The organism is Streptomyces sp. NBC_01288 (assembly GCF_035982055.1).
Classification (GTDB): domain Bacteria; phylum Actinomycetota; class Actinomycetes; order Streptomycetales; family Streptomycetaceae; genus Streptomyces.
Genome location: NZ_CP108427.1, coordinates 10,457,125 through 10,479,500 on the forward strand (window position 1 = coordinate 10,457,125; position 22,376 = coordinate 10,479,500).

The window sequence follows — 22,376 nt, forward strand, 5'->3', positions numbered from 1 at the left end:
CGCCGACGCCGACGCCGACGCCGTCGGCTGCGGGTGAGGTGACGGGCACGGCTCGCTGGGGCAGGGCCGCATCGGGACGCCGGGGACTTGCCGATCCAGCGTCAGCGCGGCGCATCGGGCAACGCGACGAGCAACTGCTTGTCCGTCACCACGGCCAGCGACAGGGTGCGGTAGCCGACCGACTCGAACAGGATGGTGATCTTGCCGTCGCCCTCGCTCATGACCTCGCCCCGGCCCCACTGGTCGTGGCTGACGCGGACACCCGGCAGGTAGGCGTGGTCGTCCGCCTCGGGGCGTGCAACGGTCTCCGCCATCCGGACAGAACCCGCCGCTGTGGTGTCCGAGCGCGCACCGGTCCGGGGCCACCAGCGTTGCCGTGCGGCCGCCCTGTCGGGCCGTCCCGCGTCCACGGACCTCCCGCGCCTCAGCCCGCTCGCAGGCTTGGCCGCAGGACTCGCGCAGTTGTCGCACGCCCCGCACGGGACGGGGACGGAGTCGCCGAAGTAGCCAAGGAGGAACCGCCGCCGGCACTCGGTCGTCTCGGCGTACCCGCGCATCATGTCGACCCGGGACCGTTCGAGCTTGAGGTGTGTGGCGTGGACGGCGAGGGCGCTCCGCACAACGGCGTCGACATCGGCGTCCGCGGAAGCGCCGTCGACTCCGACCGCGCCGATGAAGCGGCTGCCGTCCCGCCCGGTGCGGACGGCCCCGGTCTCCTCCAGCAGGTTCAGCACGGCGGACAGCGCCGTCGCGCCGAGTTCGCACTCGGCCCGGAGCCGGGTCGCGCTCACGGCGCCCGCCTCGCCGCGCAGGAATTCGGCGACGCGGCGCAGTGCGTCGGCGTCGGGAGCGCCGGTGGCGAAGAAGCGTTGCAGGCCCAGATCCTGCGGGCGGTAGGCGAGGATCGCCCTGGCCGGTGCGCCGTCGCGGCCGGCCCGGCCGATCTCCTGGTAGTAGGCGTCGAGCGAGCCGGGGACGGACGCGTGCAGCACGAACCGTACGTTCGCCTTGTCGATGCCCATCCCGAACGCCGAGGTGGCCACGACCACGTCGAGTTCACCGGAGCTGAACCGGTCTTGGGCCAGGCGGCGTTCGGCGGCGGAGAGGCCCGCGTGGTAGCTCGCGGCGGCCAGTCCTAGGTCGCTCAACTGCTCGGCGTAGCTGTCCGCCGCCTTCCGCGTCCCCGCGTACAGGATCCCCGGCTTCTCCTCGACGGCCGTCCGCTCCAGGACGAACCGCTCCTTGGCGGCCGCGTCCTGAAAGGACGACACCTCCAGGCGGATGTTGGGACGGTCGAAGCCGGCGACTATCTCCACCGGGTCGTTCATGCCGAGACGTTCGGCGATGTCCCGCCGTACCGGGGCGGCCGCGTTCGCGGTCAGGGCGAGCACCGGCGGGTTGCCGAGCCGTTCGCGCGCGTGGCGCAGCCGCAGGTAGTCCGGCCGGAAGTCGTGCCCCCAGGACGACACGCAGTGCGCCTCGTCCACCACCAGCAGCCGGGGACGGACGGCGGCGAGCCGGTCCGTGACGTCCGGCTTGGCGAGCTGCTCAGGAGCGAGGAAGACCACGTCGACCGAGGAGGCGCTGATACGCGCCCATGCTGTCTCGTTGTCGCTCCGGCGCTGCGCGGAGTTGATGGCGGCGGTGCGCAGCACGCCGGATCCGAGCAGACTCTGCATCTGGTCCCGCTGAAGCGCGATCAGCGGCGAGACGACCACGACCGGACCGCCGAGCAGGACCGCGGGCACCTGGTAGACGGCGGACTTGCCCGCGCCCGTCGGCATGACGGCGAGTACGTCACGCCCCTTCATCACGGCCTTCATCGCGCTCAGTTGGGCCGGACGCAACTGCTGCCAGCCGAAGACCCGACGGGCGGTGCCACGCAGACGACGGGACGTGATTGCGAACATGGTTCTCCTTGAAAGGGGGCGTCCTACCGCCGTGTGTCTGGCGGCTACCCCGGTTCGCCGGGATATCGCCTCGCGGTGGCGCCGTGTCTCCCAACTCCCTTGGGCACAAGGGGTGTCACCGATGCTCGCAGACCTCCAGGTGCCGCTGGAACGATCTCAGGGTTCGATGACGAGGTGCTCGACGAGGCCGTCGCGCAGGGTGAACCGGTAGTGGAGATCGACGGTGCCGCCGGGGAAGTCGCCTTCGAGGTGGTGGGTGGCGATGTAGTGCGCCGCGTCGGTCTCCTGAGCGTGCGTCAGTTCGGTCGTGTAGGTGTACTCGGTGGCGGCACGGTTCAGCCACCGCTCGATCGCGGCGCTCCCTCGGTAGGTGTTGCCGTCGTCGATCACGGTGGCGTCGTCGGTGAACATCGTGATCGCGCTGGCGGTGTCGTGGGCGCGATGGGCCGCGAGGTAGCGGGTGATGACCTCCGGCAGGTCGTTCGGGGCGATGGTCCGGGGCTGGGTGTCGTGCATGACGCTCCTGTCGCTGACGGTGGGTTCGGGCGGTTGGGCGACGGTGGGTTCAGACGGTGGGCGTGGTGCCGCCGTCGATGACATGCTCGGCGCCGACGATGGCCGAGGCACGGTCGGAGACGAGGAACGCGATGAGTTCGGCCACCTCCTCGGGCCGGTTGGGGCGACCGAGCGGGATGCCTCCCAGGGACTCCATGAGCCGGCCCAGTGCCGCGTCCTCGCTGATCCCGGCTTCGTGGGCGATCCGGGCGACGAGGTGGTCGGCGGACGAGGTCTGGATGAAGCCGGGCGAGACCGTGTTGACGCGGACGCCGTGCGGGGCGAGCTGGTTGGCCAGGCCCTTGCTGTAGGTGGACAGGGCCGCCTTGGCGGCGGCGTAGGCCAGGGTGCCGTTCCACAGCGGCAGGCGGCGCTGGATGGAGGTGACGTGCACGATCGCACCCTTGCCCGTGGCGATCATGTGCGGCACGGGCGCGCGATCCAGGCGGACGGCGGCCAGCAGGTTCGTGTTCAGCTCCGTCGCCCACTCGTCCTCGCCGAGCGAGGCGAACCCTCCGGCCGGCGCCTGGGAGCCACCGAGGGTGTGGACCAGGATGTCCACGCCTCCCGTGCGGGCGTCCACCTCGGACGCGACATCGGCGGCGCCCTGGGCGGTGGACAGATCGGCGGGGATGAACGTCTTCGCCTCGATGTCGTCGGGGCGGCTGCGGGCGGTGACCAGCACGGTCGCCCCGGCTTCGGAGAGCCGTCGGGCGATCGCGGCTCCCGTGCCCTTGGTGCCGCCGGTGACCAGGGCGCGTCGGCCTTCGAGGGATTCGCTGATGGACAGGGTTTCGCTGGTGGATGTGGTCACGTCGAGTCCGTTCCCGGGCGCGGGCATGCCGGGCGCCACTCCCGTACTAACTGCTAAAATGGAAGCTACTAACTTCGACTTTAGCAGTAACTGAGAGGGTGGCCACCGTGGCAAGTCGGATCAGGCTGGAGGACCGCGAGTGCCCGCTGTCCACGACCGTGGAACACGTCGGCGAGTGGTGGACGCTGCTGATCCTTCATGACGCCTTCGACGGCTACACCCGCTTCGACCAGTTCCAGGAGAACCTGGGCATCTCCTCCAGCATGCTCACCACACGACTGAAGACCCTGGTCGCGGACGGTCTGCTGGAACGACGGCCGTACCAGACCAATCCGGTGCGCCACGAATACGTACTCACCGGACTCGGGCACTCCCTGCGCCCGGTGATCGTCGCCCTGGCCGCCTGGGGCAACTCCCGCCTCACGGCGGCGGAGCGCAGCATGATCCTCGTCGACGCGGAGAGCGGCGAGGAGGTCGAACCCGTGGTCGTCGATGCGAAGTCCGGCCGCCGGCTCGACGACAGTGCCGCCTATGTCTTCGCAGCGGGCCCCGCGGCCGGCGGCGCGATGCGCAGCCGGTACGCGGGGCGTCCGACTGTTCCCGGGGGAGAGGGATGAGACCTCGCCCGGATCGCCTCGGGCCGCTGCGCGCGGGGGCGGTGGGAGCGTCGAGGAAATCCGAGGGCCGGCGGATGTCGAGATCGCGGTGACGGCTCCGTCCCCGGGGCAGATGGCGGCGACTTCCCTGGAGGACGGTCATGCGAGCGAGTGAGATCACCGAGATTCTGAACCGGCCGATCAGCCGGGAGCTGCTGGCGCGTGACGTGCTCCGGCTGGCCTACGTGGCCAAGGACGGCACGCCCCGGAACGTCCCGATCGCGTTCACCTGGAACGGATCGGAGATCGTCATGTGTACGACGAAGAACGCCCCGAAGCTCCCGGCCCTGCGGGAGAACCCGACGGTCGCGCTGACGATCGACACCGAGGTGCATCCGCCCAGGATCCTGCTGATCCGGGGCCGGGCGGAGCTGGATGTCGTGGACGGCATCCCGGAGGAGTACCTGCGGATGAACGGCTCCTACGCGATGACGCCCGAGCAGCGGGTCGAGTGGGAGGCCGAGGTCCGCTCGCTCTACGACGGCATGGTCCGCATCGTGGTGACGCCGACCTGGGTGAAGCTGATCGACTTCGAGACGACCCTGCCGAGCGCGGTGGAGGAGTTGGTCGAGCGGCGCGCCGAGCGCGAGAACGCCTGACCGGCGCGGGCCGCGCCGAGCACGTGGATCAGCGGGCGATCGAGATCGCGAAGGGCGCGAACCCGCTGGACCGGATGACATGCGGTACGAACAGGATCGCGCCCTCGGTGGCCCGGGCCGTCTCGATCCCGCCGAGGTCCGTGATCCACTCCTGCCGCCACCCGAGGTCCACGAGAAGCCCGCGGACGACCTGCTTGGCCTCCGGGTCCGCTCCGGAGAGGAACGCGGTGGGCGGCTGGGCGAGTGAGGAGGGCTCGGTCATGACCGAGTGGAGCATCGTGTTGAGTGTCTTGACGACGAGTGTCTCGGGCAGCGCCTCCTGAAGCTGCTCCGCGAGACTCGAACCGGGGTACAGCAGGCCGGCGGGCAGCCCGTCCGGTCCGTCGACGGTGGCGTTGGAGACATCCACGAGGATCTTGCCCCGCAGCTCCGCGCGCAGTGCGGTGAGCCTTTCCAACGAGCCTGCGCCGGGGGTGGCGTTGATGACGACGCGCGCTGTTCGTACGGCGTCCGCGGCGGCGCCCGGCGCACGGGTCGCCACGGTCACCTCGTGCCCGGCCCGGGTGAGGGCGGTGGCCAGGCCGCCGCCGACGCGGCCGCCGCCAAGAACGGTGATGTCACTCATGTCGATCCGGTCCTTCTGTTTCTCGAAAGTGATCAGTGCCCAGTGGTACGTGGGCTCAGGGGTACGTGGGCTCGGTGGTAAGCGGGTTCAGCGGGACAGCGTGGCGACCGCGTCGGCGTGCACGTCGGGTGCGGCGGCCAGGAAACTCTCGCTCGCCGGAGTCCAGGGGCGGCCCTCGGCGTCAGATATCCGTCCGCCGGCCTCGGTGACGAGCAGGACCCCGGGAAGCAGGTCCGCGCGGGCTCCGGCGAACTGCCAGAAGGCGTCGATCCGGCCGGCTGCCACGTTCAGTAGGTGCAGGGTCGCGGGCACGGACGTCCGCACCACGAGGGCGTCGACGAGCATCTTGGTGATCGAGGCCCCGACGCGCCGCACGACCTTCTCGTCCTCGTCCGGCCTGGCCTGGCTCGTGGCCACGATGCCCAGACCGAGTTCCGGCGTTCGGGACACGTGCAGTGCCCGGCCGTCGAGGTGGGCCCCGGCGCCCGCGAGCGCGGTGTACGTCTCGCCGGTCATCGGCAGGTGGACCACGGTGAGCATCGGCAGGTTGTCGCGTACGAGGGTCGCGGTCACCGCCCACTCCGGCAGGCCGTGCAGATGGTTGACGTTGCCCTCGGCCGGGTCCACCACCCACCATTCGCCGGCCGGGAGGGCGCCGCCCGCCAACTCCTCCTCCACCCAGCGGGCGTTCGGGCGCAGGGCGGTGAGGCGGGGGCGCAGGATGTCGAGGACCGCGTCGTCGTTGGCGGCGAGCGCGCCCATCAACTCTTCGAAGGTCCGGTAGGGGACCACGTCCCCGAAGCGGTCCCGCAGAGCCGCACCCGCCGTGCGTACGGCGATCTCGGTCTGCGCGAGCAGGTCGGCGTCGGAGGTGACGGCGAGGCCGGCGGCTGCGGCACCTGCGGTGTCCCGGATCGATTCGGGCATGGCGGTACTCCTGTCTGAGCAGGGGGATTGAGGTCGACCGGGCGAGAACCTGGTTCGTCCGCGCCCGCAGTTCGAAGGTAGGAGAGGCCGTCATTAACAGCAAGTGCATGTAAGGCACGGCTAGGATGACTCCCATGCAACTGGATCTGAATCTGCTCGCCGCGCTCGATGCCCTGTTGGAGGAAGGCAGCGTGGCCGGCGCCGCCGACCGCCTGCATGTCACCGCCCCCGCGATGAGCCGCAGCCTCGGCCGGATCCGGCGTACGACGGGGGATCAGATCCTGGTGCGCACCGGACGCACGATGACCCCGACGCCGTACGCGATCGCCGTGCGGGAACAGGTGCACGACCTGCTCCAGCAGGTCCGGGGCGTGCTGGCGCCGAGCCGTGAACTCGACCTCGCGACCCTCGAACGCACCTTCACGCTCCGCTGGCACGACGCGCTCGTCGCCCTCGGCGGGCCCGCGCTTCTGGCCGCCGTGCGCGAGCAGGCACCGGGCGTGCGGCTGCGCTTCATCGCGGAATCGAGCATCGACACACCGGAGTTGCGTCGCGGTGAGGTCGACCTGGCCGCGAACGCCGACCGCCCGACCGCACCCGAGATCCACGCCGACCGGGTGGCCGAGACCGAGCAGGTCGTCGTCGTACGGCGGGGGCACCCGCTCACCCGCGTCAAGACCGTCACCCCCGCGCGGTACGCGGCGGCCGAGCACATCAGCGTCTCGCGGCGCGGCAGGCTCGGAAACATCCTCGACGACACTCTCGCGCGCCTCGAACTCACGCGACGTGTGGTGGTCACCGCGCCCACGGAAAGCGCCGCGTTCGAGTTCGCGCGGGGCTCCGATCTCGTCGTCACCGCTCCCGGGTCCACGGCGCGTTCGGCTGCCGCGGACCTCGGCATGGTCCTGCTCCCGCTCCCGCTCGACCTTCCACCGGCCCCGGTGTACCTGTCATGGCACCAGCGCTACGACACCGACCCCGCACACATCTGGCTACGAGACCTGGCACGGACCGCGCTGACCGGTGCGATGAGCGGAGAGGGGCGGACGGTGCGGTGACGCCCCGCGTCTTCACCTGTCGGGAACTGCCCTCGATCACGGCCAGACGGTGGCCGGCCAGGTGCCTGCGGCCGTAGTGGCGATGCCGGTCCTGACGCGGGCGCCGTTCGACGAAACCGCCCTGACCGTGCGGGAGTTGCGTACCGATCCGGTGGGCGTGGTCCTGCGTGCCGATGATCCGCCGCCCAGCGGCGGCCGACTGGGGCCGGCCGACCCGGCGTGGCAGTCGTACTGGAGTGGCGCCCAGCCGGGTGGTCGCGGTGTGGAGCGAGGCCGGCACCAGCCTGTTGATCCGTTCGTTCATCGGGATCGTGACAGCCGCGTACCGCCACTGAGTACCCGGTGTACGACGCCGTCCACCCCGGGTGCCTTTGCCGGGAGCATGACGCGGTCAGAGCGGACATGACCCGCGAACAGAACGGAAACTCTTGGCCAACCAGAGGTGAATGATTTACGGCCATCCGGTGTACAACCCTTCACCCCTTCCCCGTGTCGAACTGGCGTGCAACGGCGTCGCCGTCGCGGGAGGTCCTGTGGGGGGATTCCATGTCCATGATGGTCCGCTGGTTGTGTGCTGTCCTGCGCGTGCGCGGGAAGGCCGACCTTTTTCTGGTGCTCCTGTTCGCCGCAGGCTTCGCCGCATTGCCTGTCTTCGCGCTGCTGCCGTCCCTGTGGGGCTTCGCCGTCGTGTCCGCCGTGAGCTACCTCGTGGACGAGGCGCTGCACGTACGGGCACCCCGGTTCGTCCGCAGGCTCGCCGCGTTGCAGCTCGACCGCACCTTGCGGTTCGCCTTCCGGACGCTGATGCTGCTCGCCCTGGCCGACCGGATGGAGGCCCCGGATCGGGTGCTGGTCGCCGGACTCGCCGTCTTCGGCGCCCACTTCGCGCTGATGATGCTGTTCTCGGCGGTGCATCACGCGATCAGCCGTCGGCGGCTGCTGCCGGTGGCCGTGCGCAACCTCGACATGAGCGGGTCCGGCATCCAGAAGCCGCCGCCCGCGTATCTCTACCGGCGTTTCCTGCGCAAGGTGCTGCACCTGGACCTGCCCGCCCACGCGGGACTGCTGGTGGCGCTCGCCGCCGGGACCTGGTACCCGGCGGTCATCGGCTACACGCTGACGGCCGGGTCGGCGTTGGCGGCCGTGGTGGCCCTGCTGACGGAGTTCCGCCGGGCCCGCCGGATGCCGGCAAGGGGCGAGGTGATCGCCGAGGTCAATCGGCAACTGGCCGGCTACCGGCCCGAGGTGGCCCTGTACTTCAGCTTCGCTGCGGTGTCCCGGGACTTCATGTACCAGGTCAACATGTGGATCGAGACGCTGGAGCAGCTCGACCGGCGCCCGCTGATCATCCTGCGTGAGCAGGCCTCGTTCCGGTACCTGAGCCGCACACGGATCCCGGTCGTGTGCGTACCCAAGGCCGATGACTTGGCCGAGCTGGAACTGCCGGACGTCCGGGTCGTCCTGTACCCGGGGAACGCCGGGAAGAACGTGCACATGCTGCGCGTCGCCGAGGCCAAGCACGTCTTCATCGGCCACGGCGACAGCGACAAGCTCGCCAGCAGCAACCGTGTCAGCAAGGTGTACGACGAGATCTGGGTGGCCGGACGGGCCGGGCGGGACCGTTATCAGCGGGTGCGGCACGCCATCAGCGACGAGGCGATCGTCGAAGTGGGGCGCCCGCAACTGTCCTCGATACGGCTGCACGCCGACCACAGGCCGGGCCCGCTGCCCGTCGTGCTGTACGCCCCCACCTGGGAGGGCTGGAGCGACGACGACTGCCACACCTCCCTCATCCCGATGGGCGTGCCCCTGGTCGAGAAGCTCCTCGACCAGAACGTACGGATCATCTACAAGCCGCACCCGCTCACAGGCCGCCGCTCTCCCGAGGCCGCCGCCGCGGACCGGGCCGTCCGGGAACTGCTCAGCAACGACAACGAGCGACGCGAGAGACCGGACGCGCAGGCCGTACTCGCCGCCGGGCCGAGACTGCGGGACATCCGGGCCCGGATCGACGAGCTGGCCGGACGGCACGGCGGCGACTACACGCAGCAGACCCGCGACGCGCGCGTTCCCGACCACGGCGACACGGTCGAGTGGCACGCCCTGCACGCCGAGTGGCACGGGCTCTTCTGGGAGAGCCGCGAGCCGGTCCGGCATCAGGTGATCTCCGGCCAGTTGCCCACGCTGTACGCATGCTTCAACCAGGCGGACCTGCTCGTCAGCGATGTCTCCTCGGTGGTCGCCGACTTCGTCGCCAGCCTCAAACCGTACGTTCTGACCAATGCCCGGAATCTGCCCGACGAGGACTTCCGCGCCGCCTTCACCACAGCCGGCGGCGCCTATCTCCTCGACCGTGAGTGCATCCGGCTGCCGGAGATCCTTCGCTCGGTCCGCGAGCCGCTCCACGATCCGATGGCGCCGCACCGCGGTGAGTTCAAGGAGTACGTGCTGGGCGCGGACGTCCCGACCTCGATGGAGCGCTTCAACACGGCCGTCAACGCCCTGGCCGACAGGTCCGCGGCGGAACGGGGCGAACACCGGGAGGACGGACACCAGGACACCGTCGGGGCTCTGTTGTAGTCGCACGACGTCCGGTTCGTGACCACGTCCACACACTGAACGTGTCCCCGACTTGTGCGGGCCGAAGTGAGTCTCGGCCCGCACAAGCCGCTGCGCGGTGGCGCAGATGGCCTCGCGGGCTCAGCCCGCGTAGGTCGCGAACAGTTTGGAGAACTGGTACGGGGTCTGCGGGATGTTCGTGCACTTGCTCAGGGCGCCGGTGCAGGCGTTCCCGTCGCGGGTGACGTCCCAGAAGCCCAGCTCGCCCAGGTGGTTCTGGCGGGCGAACGTGAGCACCTGCTGGGCGTCGGCGGCGGTGAACACCTCGCTGGCGGTGTCGTTCTGGCCGAGCATCGGAGTGAGACCGACCATCGCCCAGGTCTGGGCGGTGGTGAGGTTCGGCCACACCGAGGCTATCTGGGCGCGGGTCGAGGTCGCGGCCTGGATGGCGTAACTGCCCATCTTCCCGGACGGGTTGGGTGCGGCGCTGTCGCCGTAGTCCATGGCCATCAGGTTGACGGTGTCGACGTTCAGGTTGTGCGCCTTGGCGGAGCTGAGGATGTAGACGCCGTCCGCGGTCAGGCCGCTGGGCAGGACCGGGAGTGTGAGCGTGACCTTGAGGTCGCGGCCCTTGGCGCGCTGTGCGGCCTGGACGGCGGCCACGGCCGTCGAGCGTCGGTCGATCGAGGCGTGGTCGACCGCCGCGGCGCCCTCGATGTCGAAGTCCACGCGGTCCAGGGCGTAGGCGTCCACGACCTTCTGGTACTGCGCCTGGAGCGCGGTCGTGCTGGTGCAGGCGAGGGCCAGTTCGGTGCCCGACGCGCCGCCGAAGGACGGCCGTACGTCACCGCCCATCGCGCGCAGTGAGTCGAAGTCCGCCCGATCCCAAGCCGCGCCCGGGTCATAGGAGTTGAACCAGCTTGCCGAGCAACCGGTCGACCCGGCGGTGATGAAGCCGAGCGAGAACTGGCGCAACCCCGTGTTCGTGGCGATCTGCGTGAGGTTCGGCGTCGGGTAGGCACCGAGGTCGACGAAGGGGGCCGCCACGCCGGGCGTGGTGCCGCTGCCCGCGGTCGCGGTGAGCGTCGCGGAGTGCGCCGACTCGTTGTTGGAGTCGTCGAGCGCGGTCACCGAGAAACTGTGGCTGCTGCCGGCGAGCAGGCCGCCCACGGTGAAGGTGGTGCCGGTGCCGGAAGTGGTGGCGATGACGTTGCCGCCCTCGTAGACCCGGTAGCCGACCACACCGACGTTGTCGGTCGAGGCGTTCCAGCCCAGCGTGACGCTGCCGGGGCCGGTGGCCCGAACGGCGAGGCCGGAGGGGGTCGAGGGCGCGACGGTGTCGGCGGGGACGCCGGCGCAGGGGCCGTTGTTGATCAGACAGGCGCTCGGCGCGACGACCGAGCCGCTGTAGCTGAAGTCCATGCCGACGACGGGCGCGGAGTCACCGGGAGCGAGCGGGGCCTCCCAGGTGGGGGAGGTGATTGTGTACTGCGTCCCGCTGTGGGTGAGCGTGCCGTTCCACGAACTGGTGACGGCCTCGGTGGCGGGCAGGGTGAAGGTGATGGTCCATGAAGTGACTGTGTGGGTCGACTTGTTGGTGACCGTGTAGCCGCCCTCGAAACCGGCACCCCAGGTGGAGGTGATGCCGAAGGACGCGATCAGACCGGTGTTGTCGGCCGCGTGGGCGGCCGGGGCGACGGTCATGGCCATGCCGCCGACCATCAGGGCGGCGGTCAGTGCGGCGCGCAGCGACGCATGTCTCATGCGGATGCTCCTCCGTGGGGCGAGGCCGCGCACGGCGTCGCGCCGGTACGCGGATTGCGGTGCCCTGCACGCCCGTCGCACGGTGGAGAGGTGCGGGTGGGGAGGAGCCGTGCGACGCGATCAGGGCGGGGTGAAGCAGGGGGAAACCGTCGAACGGCGAGTCGTGAAGTTAATCGGAAACTTTCCTTACCTCTGCCTGCGTAGCGAAGCGTGGCTGGCCGCGTCGGGCGGCGTCAAGGGATCCGGGGAAGATTCGTCTAGACCAATTTCGGTTCCGTGGGCGCGAGTTGCCGCCGGAGGCGGTCGCGGACGATGTTCTCGGCGTCCGCGACGATCGCCATGATGGTGGGGACACCGTCTCGCAGCTCTCCACGCTGTCGATGAGGCCCTGGGCCTGACCGGCCCACCCCATGCCCCCTCGACGTCGTCCTCACCTGGCACCCGCTGTCTGCCGCGCTTCCCGGAGCCCAGTGCGGCGACGTCGGAGAAGTCGGCTTCGGGGCGCGCGCCGAGGCGGACGATGTCCTGCGAGACCGAATTACGTGCGACCCGGGCGGTGTTGCCGAGGCCGCCTCCAACCGGGTCGCCATGGTGACCGATCCGGAAGACCAGGACGTGGACCTGCCAGATCTGGTCGACAAGGGGAACACCGAGGCGACGCCGGCCCGCGTGACGTCGAGGTCACCCTCAGCGCCCGGTGCGGGACCCGGTCGGCCACGGCACCGATGCCCGGGACAAGAAGTCCAACTTGGGCTTTGTTCCCCGCCAGTCGGGGTCCCGGACCCGATCCCGGCAGTCGACGGCAGCGGGTTGGACAAGTTCTTCCAGTCGGCCTACGGCGTGGAGAAGATGACCTCGAACCGGTGGGCGTCGGCGCCCTGTTCGGCCCTGCCGATCTGTTCGTGGCCGGCGGTGTCGGCGGTCGGAACAGCCTTGGCCCACAAGTTAGTTGATGTCCTGCGCGGCACGCCGACGCCGCGAGCTCCCGGCGCCGGACGGCCACCGCGTGTCGCCCTTTGCCTAGGTGGTCGTGGGCACGACAGAATCGCCCTCGGGCACGAGGACGGTGATCGTCGGCGCCCACTCGACGCCATCGCGGACCACCGCAGGCCACCACGACGTCTTCGGCACTTCGACGCCGTACCGGCCGCGCAGAAATCCACCACCCCAGTACCGGAAGGACGACATGACGGCCTCCTCCGAGGATCCGACGGCGGAGGCCGCAACGGCCCGGACCGACCAGCCCGACGCCGCGTCGCTGCTCCTGCCACGCCGGTCGAAAGGGCCCTCGGCGATCGCCGAGGCCGCCGCCGCGCTGGGGCCCGCTGCCGCCTCCGAGTCCGAGGCCGTGCCCGGGCCCGTGCTCCCGCCGCCCATGTCCGCGGTGGCGGCCGAGTTCGCGGCGCTCACCGAGAGTGCGCCGGACACCGGGACATCAGGCGGGCGTACCGATGCCCTCGCTGGGGACACGACCGACCATGGCACCGACGTCACGGCCGTTCCGGGCCGGTCCGTGCCCCGGCCCGCACGGCGCCGCAAGATGCTGATCGTCGCCGCCGCTACCGTCGGCGTTCTGCTGACCGGCTCCCTGTTCCTCATGGACGGCGACGACGGCAAGGGACGTTCGGCAGCCGGTGCCGGATCGGACACCGTCCGGGGCAGCGGACGGACCGGGGACGTGACCGACTCGTCCGATTCCGCCTCGCCGTCGGGTGAATCCTCCGCACTCGAAGCCGACTCCACCCGGCAGCCCAGCAGGAAGCCGACCCCGAAGGCCGGTTTACCGGCATCCGGTGGGGCCACAGCTACCGCGAAGGGCGGGGCCAAGAACAGCGGGGCGCCGTCCGGGAGTTCCTCGTCGGTCGCCGGTTCCGGCGAGACCGCCAAGGGCGTACTGATCCGCGGTCAGGGCTCCGGCCGCTGTATCGACGTCACCGGGGGCAACTCGGCGGACAACACCCGCCTGCAGATCTGGGGCTGCACGAGCGCCGCCCGGCAGACATGGCAGTTCGCGTCGGACGGAACAGTGCGGGCCCTGGGCAAGTGCATGGACGTCGACGGCGGTTCGCGGACGGACGGCGCGTGGATCAAGCTTGTCGCCTGCAACGGCACCGGGGCCCAGCGGTTCCGGCTCAGTGCCGCGCACGATCTGGTCAACGTCCAGGCCGACAAGTGCGTGGACGTCACCGATGCGGGGACCGGCAACGGCGCGGAGCTGCAACTGTGGAGCTGTACCGGCGGCGACAACCAGAAATGGAGCACCGGCTGACGGCACGCCTTCAGGGGCAATGCCGTTGCTCTACCGGGCTGTTGGCCTGGGTGGGGGGATGGATGGTGACGGTGTCGTCGGGTGTTCTGGTGGGCTGGTTCCGCAGGTGCGCCGGGTTGCCCACCCGCGACGGCGCCGGACGGTGTCAGTGCCGTAGGAACAACCGGTCAGTCCGCCACCGTCGGGGTCATGTCGGCCGACGGTACGAGTTGCCGCCGGAGACGGTCGCGGACGATGTTCTCTGCGTCCGCCACGATCGTGCGGACCACCGTCTCGCAGCTCTCCACGCTGTCGATGAGACCCTGCGCCTGACCTGCCCACCACATGCCGCCCTCGACGTCGCCCTCACGCAACACCCGCTGCCTGCCGCGCTTCCCGGAGGCCAGTGCGGCGACGTCGGAGAAGGCGGCCCCGGGGCGCGCGCCGATGCGGGCGATGTCCTGCGAGACCACGTTGCGCGCCACCCGGGCGGTGTTGCCGAACTCCCGGAAGACGATCTGGGTGCCGCGCTCGTCGTTCGCGACGATCCGGGCCTTCACGTTCGGGTGGATCGGAGCCTCCTCGGTCGCCTCGAACCGCGTCCCCATGTTGATCGCGCACGCCCCGAGTGCCAGGGCCGCGACGAGCCCGGAGCCGGTGGCGAAGCCGCCGGACGCGATGATCGGGATACGCAGCCTGCGGGCGGCGGCCGGGATCAGGACGAGGCCGGGGACATCGTCCTGACCGGGGTGCCCGGCACACTCGAATCCGTCGATGCTGACGGCGTCGACGCCCAGTGCCTCCGCCTTGAGCGCGTGCCGGACGGCGACCGCCTTGTGCACGACCTTCACCCCCGCCCGCCGGAACGCCGGCAGGTGCGGTGCCGGGTTGCTGCCCGCCGTCTCTACGATCCGCACGCCCGAGTCGATGATGACGGCCCGGTAGTCGTCGTACGGCACCGGCTCGATGGTGGGCAGGATGGTGAGGTTGACGCCGAACGGCCTGTCGGTCAGTTCGCGGCAGCGCGCGATCTCCCGTGCGAGGTCCTCCGGGGTGGGCTGGGTCAGCGCGCTGAGGAACCCCAGCGCGCCGGCGTTCGCGACGGCCGAGATCAGCTCGGCGGTGCCCACCGCGAGCATTCCGCCGCACACGATGGGATGTTCGACCCCGAACATCTCCGTGAACTCGTTCCGAAAGGTCATGTCGCTCCTGTTGCCGGGCCACGGTCGAAGACGTCACGAGGAGCGGAGCCGTCAGAGGCGCCGCGAGATGATCAGCCGCATGATGTCCGAGGTGCCCTCCTCGATCTCCTCCAGCTTGGCGTCGCGCATCCACTGCTCGACCGGGAACTCGCGCGAGTAGCCCCATCCGCCGAGGGTCTGGACGGCGCCCCAGGTCACCGCCATCGCGGTCTCCGAGGCCTGGAGCTTGGCCATGGCGGCGAGCTTGGTGGCATCCGCTCCGGCGTCCATCCGGCGTGCCGCGTGCAGGGTGAGCAGCCACGCGGACTCGATCCGGGTCGCCATGTCGGCCAGCCGGAACGCGACGGCCTGGTGCTCGACGATCGGCTTGCCGAACTGCTTGCGCTCACGGGCGTACGCGAGCGCGTACTCGTAGGCCGCGCGGGCCGCTCCGGTCGCCGCGGCGGCCAGCACGATCCGCGATATGTCGAAGGTCTTCATCAGACCGCGGAAGCCCTGCCCCTCGTCCCCGAGCCGGTCGGACTCGGGCACGAAGACCTCGTCGAGGAAGATCTCGCGGCAGACGATGGCGCGCTGGCCCATCTTCCGCATGGGCTCGCCGAACCTCATCCCCTCCGCGCCCTTGCGCAGCAGGAAGGCGGTGACCCCGGAGGAACCCCGGCTCGGATCGGTCTTGGCGAAGACCACGTACTGGTCGGCCAGGCCCGCGTTGGAGATCCACACCTTCTGCCCGCTGATCGCGTAGCCGCCCTCGACCCGCACGGCCGTGGTGGCGATGGACGCGGCGTCGGAACCCGACTCCGGCTCGGTCGTCGCCAGCGCGGTGAACAGGGGGTTCGGACCGGCGAGCGGACGCAGCCACTCCGCCTTCTGCTCCTCGGTGCCGAGCGCGAGCAGCGGGTCGGCGAAGAACCCGTTGGAGCAGACGAAGTTGCCGATGCCCGGGTCGCCCCAGCACATCTGCTCCTGGACCAGGCACTGGGTCACGACATCGGTGAACCCGCCCCCGCCGTACTCCTCGGGCAGCATGAAGTCGGTGATGCCGACCTTGGCCGCGGCCCGGAAGATGTCCAGCGGTGACTCGATGTCACGCTCGTCGACCTCGCGTCCGCGCGGCCGGATCTCGTTCGCGGCGAACTCCCGGCACAGGCCGACGATCGCCCGCTGCTCATCGCTCAGCGGCCAGGGCTCAGTGGACGTGCTCACGTGATGTCTCCTGCTCCTCGGTGGTTTCCCGGTGGCGGTGCACCCCGGGTGCTTCATGTGCGGTTCTCGGTACGACGTCCTCGGTACGCGGGACGACGAGCGCGTCCACGGCCAGGGCGCCGTCGGGACCGACCCGGATCGGGTTGACCTCGATGTCCGCCACGCCGGGGGTGGCCGCGATCGCCTCAGACACGGCGACGACGGCGTCGATCAGCGCGTCGAGGTCGACCGCGGGCTGTCCCCGCCAGCCGTCCAGCAGGCGGCGCGAGCGCAGGCGGTCGAGCATCCCGGCCGCCGTCCGTCGGTCGACCGGTGCCAGTTCCACGGACACGTCGTGCCAGAGTTCGGCGAGGACCCCGCCGTGCCCCACGGTCACGGTCGGCCCGAAGTCGCGGTCCCGGCGGGCGCCGATCAGCAGCTCGACGACGCCCGGCCGGGTGTCCTGCTCCTCGACGACGTACTCGCCGGGCCCGAGCCGCTCGTACATCTCGCGGAACACCGCGGCGGCAGTGTCCGGGCCCAACCCCGTTCTGACGGCCCGGTGTTCGCTCTTGTGCTCGATCCAGCCGGCCTTGAGGACCAGAGGCGGTCGCAGGGACGCGCAGGCCTCTGCGAACCCGGCCGCGTCGGTGACCCGCCTCGCCTCGGGCATCGCGATGCCGAGCGCGGTGAGGAACGTACGAGCTGCCCAGTAGCCCGGCAGCGGAACGGCCGCTTCGGTCCGTACGGTCATCGGCGCCGGGCGGGGCCGCGCGCCCAGCTGGGTCACATGGCCGAGCGCGCCCAGGGCCGCGTCGACGGTGTCGAAGACCGGGACGCGGTGCTCCCGCAGCCGGGCGACCGCGGGCGAGGCGGCGCTCATGCTGTGCACGATCAGGGGCACGCGGGCCGCGTCCGTCGATCGGCGTCGGCCGAGGCGGTCGATCACCGCGGACTCGGCCTCCACGAGGCTCGGCGAATCCTCGCCGTAGCAGCCGAGATATCCCGACAGGACGACCGAGTCGACCTCGCCGGAGTCGGCCACCAGTTCGGTGACCCGCGCGTAGACCTGGAGGTCCGCCTCTCCCGAGCCCGCGAGGTCCACCGGATTGGACACCGCAGTGGCGGCGGGGAGCAGATCACGCAGCCGCGCCTGGAGCGGTTCGGTGAAGACCGGCGCCCGCAGACCCCGGTCGGCGGCGAGGTCGGCGGCGATCCCGGCCTGCCCGCCGCTGTCGCTGATGATCGCGACCCGGCGTCCGCCCGGGGGAGCGGTCGCGTCCAACACCCGCGCGGCGTCGACGAGTTCGCGCGGGGTCGCCACCCGGAGGGCTCCGGCGGCGCGGCACGCGGCGTCGACGACGTCGAGGGCCGAGGTCATCGAACCCGTATGGGACCGCGCGAGAAGACGGCTGCCCTCGCTGGCGCCGGTGGTGAGCACCAGCGCGTGTCTGCCGGCCCGGCGGAGTGCTTCGAGAGCGGTGACGATCCGCGCTCCGTCGGCGAAGCTCTCCAGATAGAGCGCCACGGTGCTGGTGTGTTCGTCGGAGACGAGCGATTCGAGTACGTCGACGGCTCCCACGTCGAGCTGGTTGCCGACCGAGTAGAAGCGCGACACACCCAGCCCGGCCCGTGCGCCGAGGCCGGCGATCTCGGAACCGAGCTGACCGCTCTGCGAGACGATCGCCAGCCTGCCCGGTGTGAAGTTCCCCCAGGCGAGTCGGAGTTCCGCCGCGGCGTTGAACAGCCCGAGGCTGTTCGGTCCGACCATCCGCGCGCCCGACTCGCGCAGCAGCGCGGCGAGTTCGGCCTCGTCGGCGCCGAGCCCGGAGGTGATGGAGAGGAACGCGCGACACCCCTTGGCGAGCGCGTCCCGGACGACGGGCAGGACGTGGTGCGGCGGCACGCACAGGGCGACGAGGTCGGGGGCCTGTGGCAGGTCGTCCACCGTCGGACGGCAGGACTGGCCGAGGACCTGTGCGGCACGGCGGTTGACCAGCCACACCTGTCGCCGGCCGGCTCCGGCGAGGGCACCGGTGGCGAGCCAGTAGCCCCATTTGGCGCGGTCCTCGGTGGCACCGACGACGGCGACGGACGACGGGTCGACGAAGGCCTGGGGAAGGGACACGGACGATCTCCCGGATGCGGGCGCGGATGAGTAATTCCCGGGCGGACGGCGGTAGTTCGGGCAGCGGGCGCGGACTCAGGTGTGGGCCGCGACGGCCGGCCGACGGGCGAAGAACGCGGGGTACAGGCGTCGGCAGACCAGGAGGGCGAGCAGCCCCAGCACGACCGTCCCGGTGCCGATCACGAACGTGCCGCCGATGCGCGATCCTGAGGAGAACGGGAGGGTCCAGCTCGTACCGCTGTTGATGGGATCCCACGCCTGCACCAGGCTCCAGGCGCCCGCGCCGAGCAGGACGACCCCGCCGATCGCGGGCAGGACCACGGTCAGCCAGATGTCCGCCGCTCGGGCATACGGCCCGGCGCGGTGCACCCAGGCGGAGGTGAGTCCGGTGAGCCCGTAGTAGAACGCGATCAGCACCCCGCAGGCGGACACCGCGTCACCGAGGACGAGACCGTGGCCGAGGAAGTTCAGCGCGACGTACACCACCGCGCCGACGACGCCGACCGCGATCGTGCCCACGTGCGGGATGCGGAAGCCCGGGTGCACCCGGGCCAGTGCGCGGGGGAGCGCGCCCTGGTCGCCCATCGACAGCATCGTGCGGCTCAGGGTCAGCACGGTCGTCTCCGTCGAGGCGGCGGCCGAGGTGAGGACCATGAGGATCAGCAGGTGCCACAGCACCGAGCCGAAACCGCTCGACCCGAACACCGCGGTGCCGAAGCCGTACAGGACGTCCCCGGAGTTGTCCGGGTTGTTCAGGCCGATCCCGGTGTCGCCGATGCCGGCGAAGGAGAGCGCGGCGAACGTGGCGAGGAGGTACAACGCCACCAGCAGCACCGTGGACCAGGTCGCGGCCCGGCCGGGGACGCGGTGCCGGTCGGTGGTCTCCTCGTTGACGGTGAGGGCCGTCTCCCAGCCCCAGTAGATGAACAGCATCAGCACCAGCGCGCTGACGAACGCGCTCAGGGACGCGCCCTGGAACGGGTTGAGCCAGGACAGGCTCGGCCGCCGGGCCCCGGTCGGCGCGGAGCCGCCGTAGGCCTTGACGAGCGCGACGACCGACAGGGCCACGAGCATGCTGAACTCCAGGAACAGCAGGGCGCGTTGGACCGCGGCCGCGATCTCGATACCGCGGTAGCAGATCAGGGTCATCAGCGCGAGCCAGCCGAGGCCGGCCAGCAGGACCCGCCAATCGGCCGGTGCGGAACCGATGTCCTCCGCGCCGAACAGCAGGAACACGTACTGTCCGGCGACCTGCGCGAGGCTGCCGATCACGAGGACGAACGAGGCGATGATCGCCCAGCCGCCGAGGAAGCCGAGGTTCGGGTTCAGTGAGCGCGTGGCCCAGGTGAAGATCGTGCCGCAGTCCGGATCGCGCTTGTTGAGCGCGGCGTAGCCGAAGGAGACGAACAGGATCGGGACGAAGGCGAGCACCACCACGGCCGGGGCCTGGAAGCCGACGTAGCCGACGACGAAGGCCAGCGTCGCGGTGAGGCTGTAGGCGGGCGCCGCGGACGCCACGGCGAGGATCAGGCTGGTGGCCATGGAGAGCGCGCCGGAGCGCAGGCCCTTGTCCGTCTGGGCCTCGCGCACTTGGAGTTGCGAATCTGAGGTCATTGCCACTCCCGATCTGTTGGTCTACGGGTACCGACAAGCAAACGCAATGACTGATTGGCGAGTCAGCCTGGCTCTGGCCGGAAGTGCTGTCAAGACTTCGATCGCAATTTTGTGGAGAGTCTTGACTGGTGAGTCAATGTTGCTGCACGGTGTCGGCGTGACGACACCTGACACTTCTGCCGTGGACACCGACGTCGTGGTCGTGGGCGCCGGATACGCGGGACTGACCACCGCGTGGCGGCTGGCCGAGGCCGGCGTCGACGTGGTCGTACTGGAGGCCGCCGACCGCGTGGGCGGCCGAGTGTTCAGCCAGATGACCCCGTCCGGGGTGCGCGTCGACCACGGAGGACAGTGGATCGGGCCGAGCCAGCGACGGTTCCACGCGCTGGCGGCCCGGTTCGGCTGCCGGACGTTCCCGACCTGGGAGGCCGGCCGGCACACCGAGATCCGCGCCGACGGCACCCGCGTCGACTACGCGGGCGGCGCACCGGACACCGGACCGGGCATCGACGAGTACGACCGCGTCACCGCCCTGCTGGACGACCTCGCCCGCACCGTCGACCTCGAACTGCCTTGGTCCACCCCGCGGTTCGCCGAGTTCGACGCCCTGTCGGCCGAGGACTTCTTCCGCGCGCAGACCGACGACGAGGACGCGCTGGCGCGGCTGGCGCTCGCGATCCAGGGCGTCTGGTGCGCCGAACCGCGCGAGATCTCCTTCTTCCACGTGCTGTTCTACCTGGCCTCGGGCGGCGGCTACGAGCAACTGATGGAGACCCGCGGCTGCGCCCAGGACGCCCGGTTCGCCGACGGGGCGGACGCGGTGGCCCACGCGCTCGCGAAGTCACTGGGCGGGCGGGTACGGCTCGGCGAACCGGTGCTGTCCCTCCGACAGACCGCGCACGGGGTGGAGGCGTACACCGGCCGCACCGTCGTCCGCGCGCGCCGGGCCGTGGTCGCCGTACCCCCGGCCGTGATCGAACGCATCGCGTTCGACCCCGCGCTGCCCGTCGCGCGGCGCGGCTGGGTGCACCACTCCCCGATGGGACGCGTCGCCAAGGTGCACGCCGTCTACGAGGAACCCTTCTGGCGCGCGGCGGGACGCTCCGGGATCGCGACGCTCTACGGCGACAGCCCGGTCGGCGTCGTCTTCGACAACTCACCCGAGGACGCCTCGCGCGGCGTACTCGTCGCGTTCGTCTACGGCGACCGGCTCGACCGCTGGTCCGCCGGCACCGACACGGAGCGCCGCCACGGAGTGCTGGCCGCACTGTCCGCGGTCGCCGGACCCCGGGCCGGACAGCCCATCGACTACGTCGAGAAGATCTGGCCGCGGACCGGCTGGACCGTCGGAGGCTACGAGTGCTTCCTGACCCCGGGCGGCTGGACCCGGCACGGCAGGGACGGATGGCGCGAGCCGTCCGGGCTCGTCCACTGGGCGGGGACGGAGACCGCCTCGGTGTGGAACGGCTACATCGACGGGGCGATCTCGTCGGGAGAGCGTGCCGCGGCCGAGGTGATCAGCGCCCTGGCGGCCGTCGGACATCTGGGGTGAACCGCCTTGCCTGACATACTGATCGGGTTATGACCAGCATCGAAGAGCGACCGGCCGAGACCGCCGACACTCTGCCGGAACGCGTCCGGACGGCGATCCGTGCCGCCGCCGTCTCGCAGCGCGAACTCGCCCACCGGATCGGCATGGACCCGACCGCCCTGTCCAAGGCACTGCGCGGAAACCGGCGGCTGCGCGACGAGGAGATCGCCGCCCTCGCGAAGGCCTGCGGGGTGTCCACGGCGTATCTCGTCGAGGGCGTCGGTCCGGAGCCCGTGCTCCCGCCCGACACCGGACGGGACCGGGCGCAGCCGGTGACGGGACAGGAACGCCGGGAGCAGATCCTGGAGGCCGCGACCGTCCTCATCGCCCGCCGCGGCTACCACAACGTGCGGGTCTCGGACATCGCCCGCTACTGCGGGACCAGCACGGCGACGGTGCACTACCACTTCCCCAGCAAGGAAGCCACGCTGCACGCGGCGCTGGAGTACTACGCCCAGCGGTTCCGCACCCGGCTCGACGAGGAGTTCGACCGGGCGACGTCCGCCCGTGACAAACTGCGCCGCCTGATTGAGGTGCAACTCCCGCTCACCGCCGGGGACATCGACGAATGGTCGGTGTGGATCCAGTTCTGGAACCAGGCGATGCTCGAACCCGGCCTGCGGTCCGCGCAGCGGCGGATCTACTCGGGCTGGTACCGGGTCGTGGTGGACGTGCTGCACGAGTGCCGGTCCGAAGGCCTCGCACCGGAGGCGGACATCGAGGCCCTCGCCGACCGGTTCACCGCGATGGTCGACGGCCTGGCGATCCAGATCCTCGCCAACTCGACCGAGATGCGGCCGGACCGCATGCGCTCGCTCCTGCTGCGGGCCTTCGAACCCCACCTCGACCTGACCTGACCGACCACCCGGGCGCGCCTGGCTGAAGGGGGGAGGGGCTCGCGGCCGTACCTCCGTGAGCGCGTGCGCACCCGGACGTCCCCT

General features: G+C 70.8%; 18 protein-coding genes and 1 pseudogene. 8 read left to right on the forward strand and 11 right to left on the reverse strand.

Annotated elements, in window-relative coordinates; translation table 11 throughout:
- Positions 1-101 precede the first annotated feature (101 nt).
- From OG194_RS47110 to OG194_RS47120, 3 genes are all read right to left on the reverse strand, one after another.
- A complete protein-coding gene (locus OG194_RS47110; RefSeq protein WP_327406889.1) occupies positions 102-1,910 on the reverse strand; it encodes a RecQ family ATP-dependent DNA helicase in 1,809 nt (602 codons plus the stop codon).
- A 156-nt stretch (positions 1,911-2,066) separates the two neighbouring features.
- Positions 2,067-2,426: a nuclear transport factor 2 family protein gene (locus OG194_RS47115; RefSeq protein ID WP_327406890.1), complete on the reverse strand. Its 360-nt coding sequence runs from the start codon at positions 2,424-2,426 to the stop codon at positions 2,067-2,069.
- Between the two features lie 49 nt (positions 2,427-2,475).
- Entirely contained in the window at positions 2,476-3,306 is an 831-nt protein-coding gene (locus OG194_RS47120; protein WP_327406891.1) for an SDR family oxidoreductase, read from the reverse strand.
- 80 nt (positions 3,307-3,386) lie between these two features.
- Here OG194_RS47120 and OG194_RS47125 point away from each other — a divergent pair, with 80 nt between their 5' ends.
- Together OG194_RS47125 and OG194_RS47130 are read left to right on the forward strand one after the other, a co-directional pair.
- Positions 3,387-3,896 (forward strand): winged helix-turn-helix transcriptional regulator, encoded by a 510-nt coding sequence (locus OG194_RS47125; RefSeq protein ID WP_327406892.1) that lies wholly within the window; start codon positions 3,387-3,389, stop codon positions 3,894-3,896.
- Between the two features lie 140 nt (positions 3,897-4,036).
- Positions 4,037-4,534: a pyridoxamine 5'-phosphate oxidase family protein gene (locus OG194_RS47130; protein WP_327406893.1), complete on the forward strand. Its 498-nt coding sequence runs from the start codon at positions 4,037-4,039 to the stop codon at positions 4,532-4,534.
- Between the two features lie 28 nt (positions 4,535-4,562).
- Here OG194_RS47130 and OG194_RS47135 read toward each other — a convergent pair whose 3' ends face one another.
- Complete coding sequence (locus tag OG194_RS47135; protein ID WP_327406894.1) at positions 4,563-5,159, reverse strand: NADPH-dependent F420 reductase; 597 nt, start codon at positions 5,157-5,159, stop codon at positions 4,563-4,565.
- An 87-nt stretch (positions 5,160-5,246) separates the two neighbouring features.
- A complete protein-coding gene (locus OG194_RS47140; protein ID WP_327406895.1) occupies positions 5,247-6,086 on the reverse strand; it encodes an inositol monophosphatase family protein in 840 nt (279 codons plus the stop codon).
- Between the two features lie 134 nt (positions 6,087-6,220).
- On the opposite strand from OG194_RS47140, the gene OG194_RS47145 reads away from it, so the two are divergent.
- The 3 genes and pseudogenes from OG194_RS47145 (at position 6,221) to OG194_RS47155 (ending at position 9,724) form a co-directional block, all read left to right on the forward strand.
- On the forward strand, positions 6,221-7,144 hold the full coding sequence (locus OG194_RS47145) for a LysR family transcriptional regulator (protein ID WP_327406896.1): 924 nt from the start codon (positions 6,221-6,223) through the stop codon (positions 7,142-7,144).
- Positions 7,145-7,235: 91 nt separating this feature from the next.
- Positions 7,236-7,479 (forward strand): annotated as a pseudogene (locus OG194_RS47150) (LysR family transcriptional regulator); the annotation flags it as partial.
- Positions 7,480-7,690: 211 nt separating this feature from the next.
- Positions 7,691-9,724, forward strand: coding sequence for a hypothetical protein (locus OG194_RS47155; protein WP_327406897.1), 2,034 nt, complete (start codon positions 7,691-7,693; stop codon positions 9,722-9,724).
- Between the two features lie 120 nt (positions 9,725-9,844).
- Here OG194_RS47155 and OG194_RS47160 read toward each other — a convergent pair whose 3' ends face one another.
- Together OG194_RS47160 and OG194_RS47165 are read right to left on the reverse strand one after the other, a co-directional pair.
- Positions 9,845-11,467 carry a cellulose binding domain-containing protein gene (locus OG194_RS47160; RefSeq protein ID WP_327406898.1) on the reverse strand — a complete coding sequence of 541 codons (1,623 nt, stop codon included), beginning with the start codon at positions 11,465-11,467 and terminating at the stop codon, positions 9,845-9,847.
- Between the two features lie 1,020 nt (positions 11,468-12,487).
- The gene (locus OG194_RS47165; protein ID WP_327406899.1) at positions 12,488-12,655 is read right to left on the reverse strand and encodes a hypothetical protein; all 168 of its coding nucleotides are present in this window, start codon (positions 12,653-12,655) and stop codon (positions 12,488-12,490) included.
- Between OG194_RS47165 and OG194_RS47170 the strand changes: the two genes are divergently transcribed.
- A complete protein-coding gene (locus tag OG194_RS47170; protein ID WP_327406900.1) occupies positions 12,654-13,736 on the forward strand; it encodes an RICIN domain-containing protein in 1,083 nt (360 codons plus the stop codon). The genes OG194_RS47165 and OG194_RS47170 overlap by 2 nt on opposite strands.
- Positions 13,737-13,903: 167 nt before the next feature.
- Here OG194_RS47170 and OG194_RS47175 read toward each other — a convergent pair whose 3' ends face one another.
- The 4 genes from OG194_RS47175 to OG194_RS47190 form a co-directional block, all read right to left on the reverse strand.
- Complete coding sequence (locus OG194_RS47175) at positions 13,904-14,917, reverse strand: NAD(P)H-dependent flavin oxidoreductase (protein WP_327406901.1); 1,014 nt, start codon at positions 14,915-14,917, stop codon at positions 13,904-13,906.
- 51 nt (positions 14,918-14,968) lie between these two features.
- The gene (locus OG194_RS47180) at positions 14,969-16,123 is read right to left on the reverse strand and encodes an acyl-CoA dehydrogenase family protein (protein WP_327406902.1); all 1,155 of its coding nucleotides are present in this window, start codon (positions 16,121-16,123) and stop codon (positions 14,969-14,971) included.
- The gene (locus tag OG194_RS47185; RefSeq protein ID WP_327406903.1) at positions 16,107-18,230 is read right to left on the reverse strand and encodes an acetate--CoA ligase family protein; all 2,124 of its coding nucleotides are present in this window, start codon (positions 18,228-18,230) and stop codon (positions 16,107-16,109) included. Before OG194_RS47185 ends, OG194_RS47180 begins: the two co-directional genes overlap by 17 nt.
- A 75-nt stretch (positions 18,231-18,305) precedes the next feature.
- Complete coding sequence (locus tag OG194_RS47190; protein ID WP_327406904.1) at positions 18,306-19,844, reverse strand: APC family permease; 1,539 nt, start codon at positions 19,842-19,844, stop codon at positions 18,306-18,308.
- A gap of 157 nt (positions 19,845-20,001) precedes the next feature.
- On the opposite strand from OG194_RS47190, the gene OG194_RS47195 reads away from it, so the two are divergent.
- On the forward strand, positions 20,002-21,396 hold the full coding sequence (locus OG194_RS47195; protein ID WP_327406905.1) for a flavin monoamine oxidase family protein: 1,395 nt from the start codon (positions 20,002-20,004) through the stop codon (positions 21,394-21,396).
- Between the two features lie 29 nt (positions 21,397-21,425).
- The gene (locus OG194_RS47200; protein ID WP_327406906.1) at positions 21,426-22,292 is read left to right on the forward strand and encodes a TetR/AcrR family transcriptional regulator; all 867 of its coding nucleotides are present in this window, start codon (positions 21,426-21,428) and stop codon (positions 22,290-22,292) included.
- Positions 22,293-22,376: the final 84 nt, after the last annotated feature.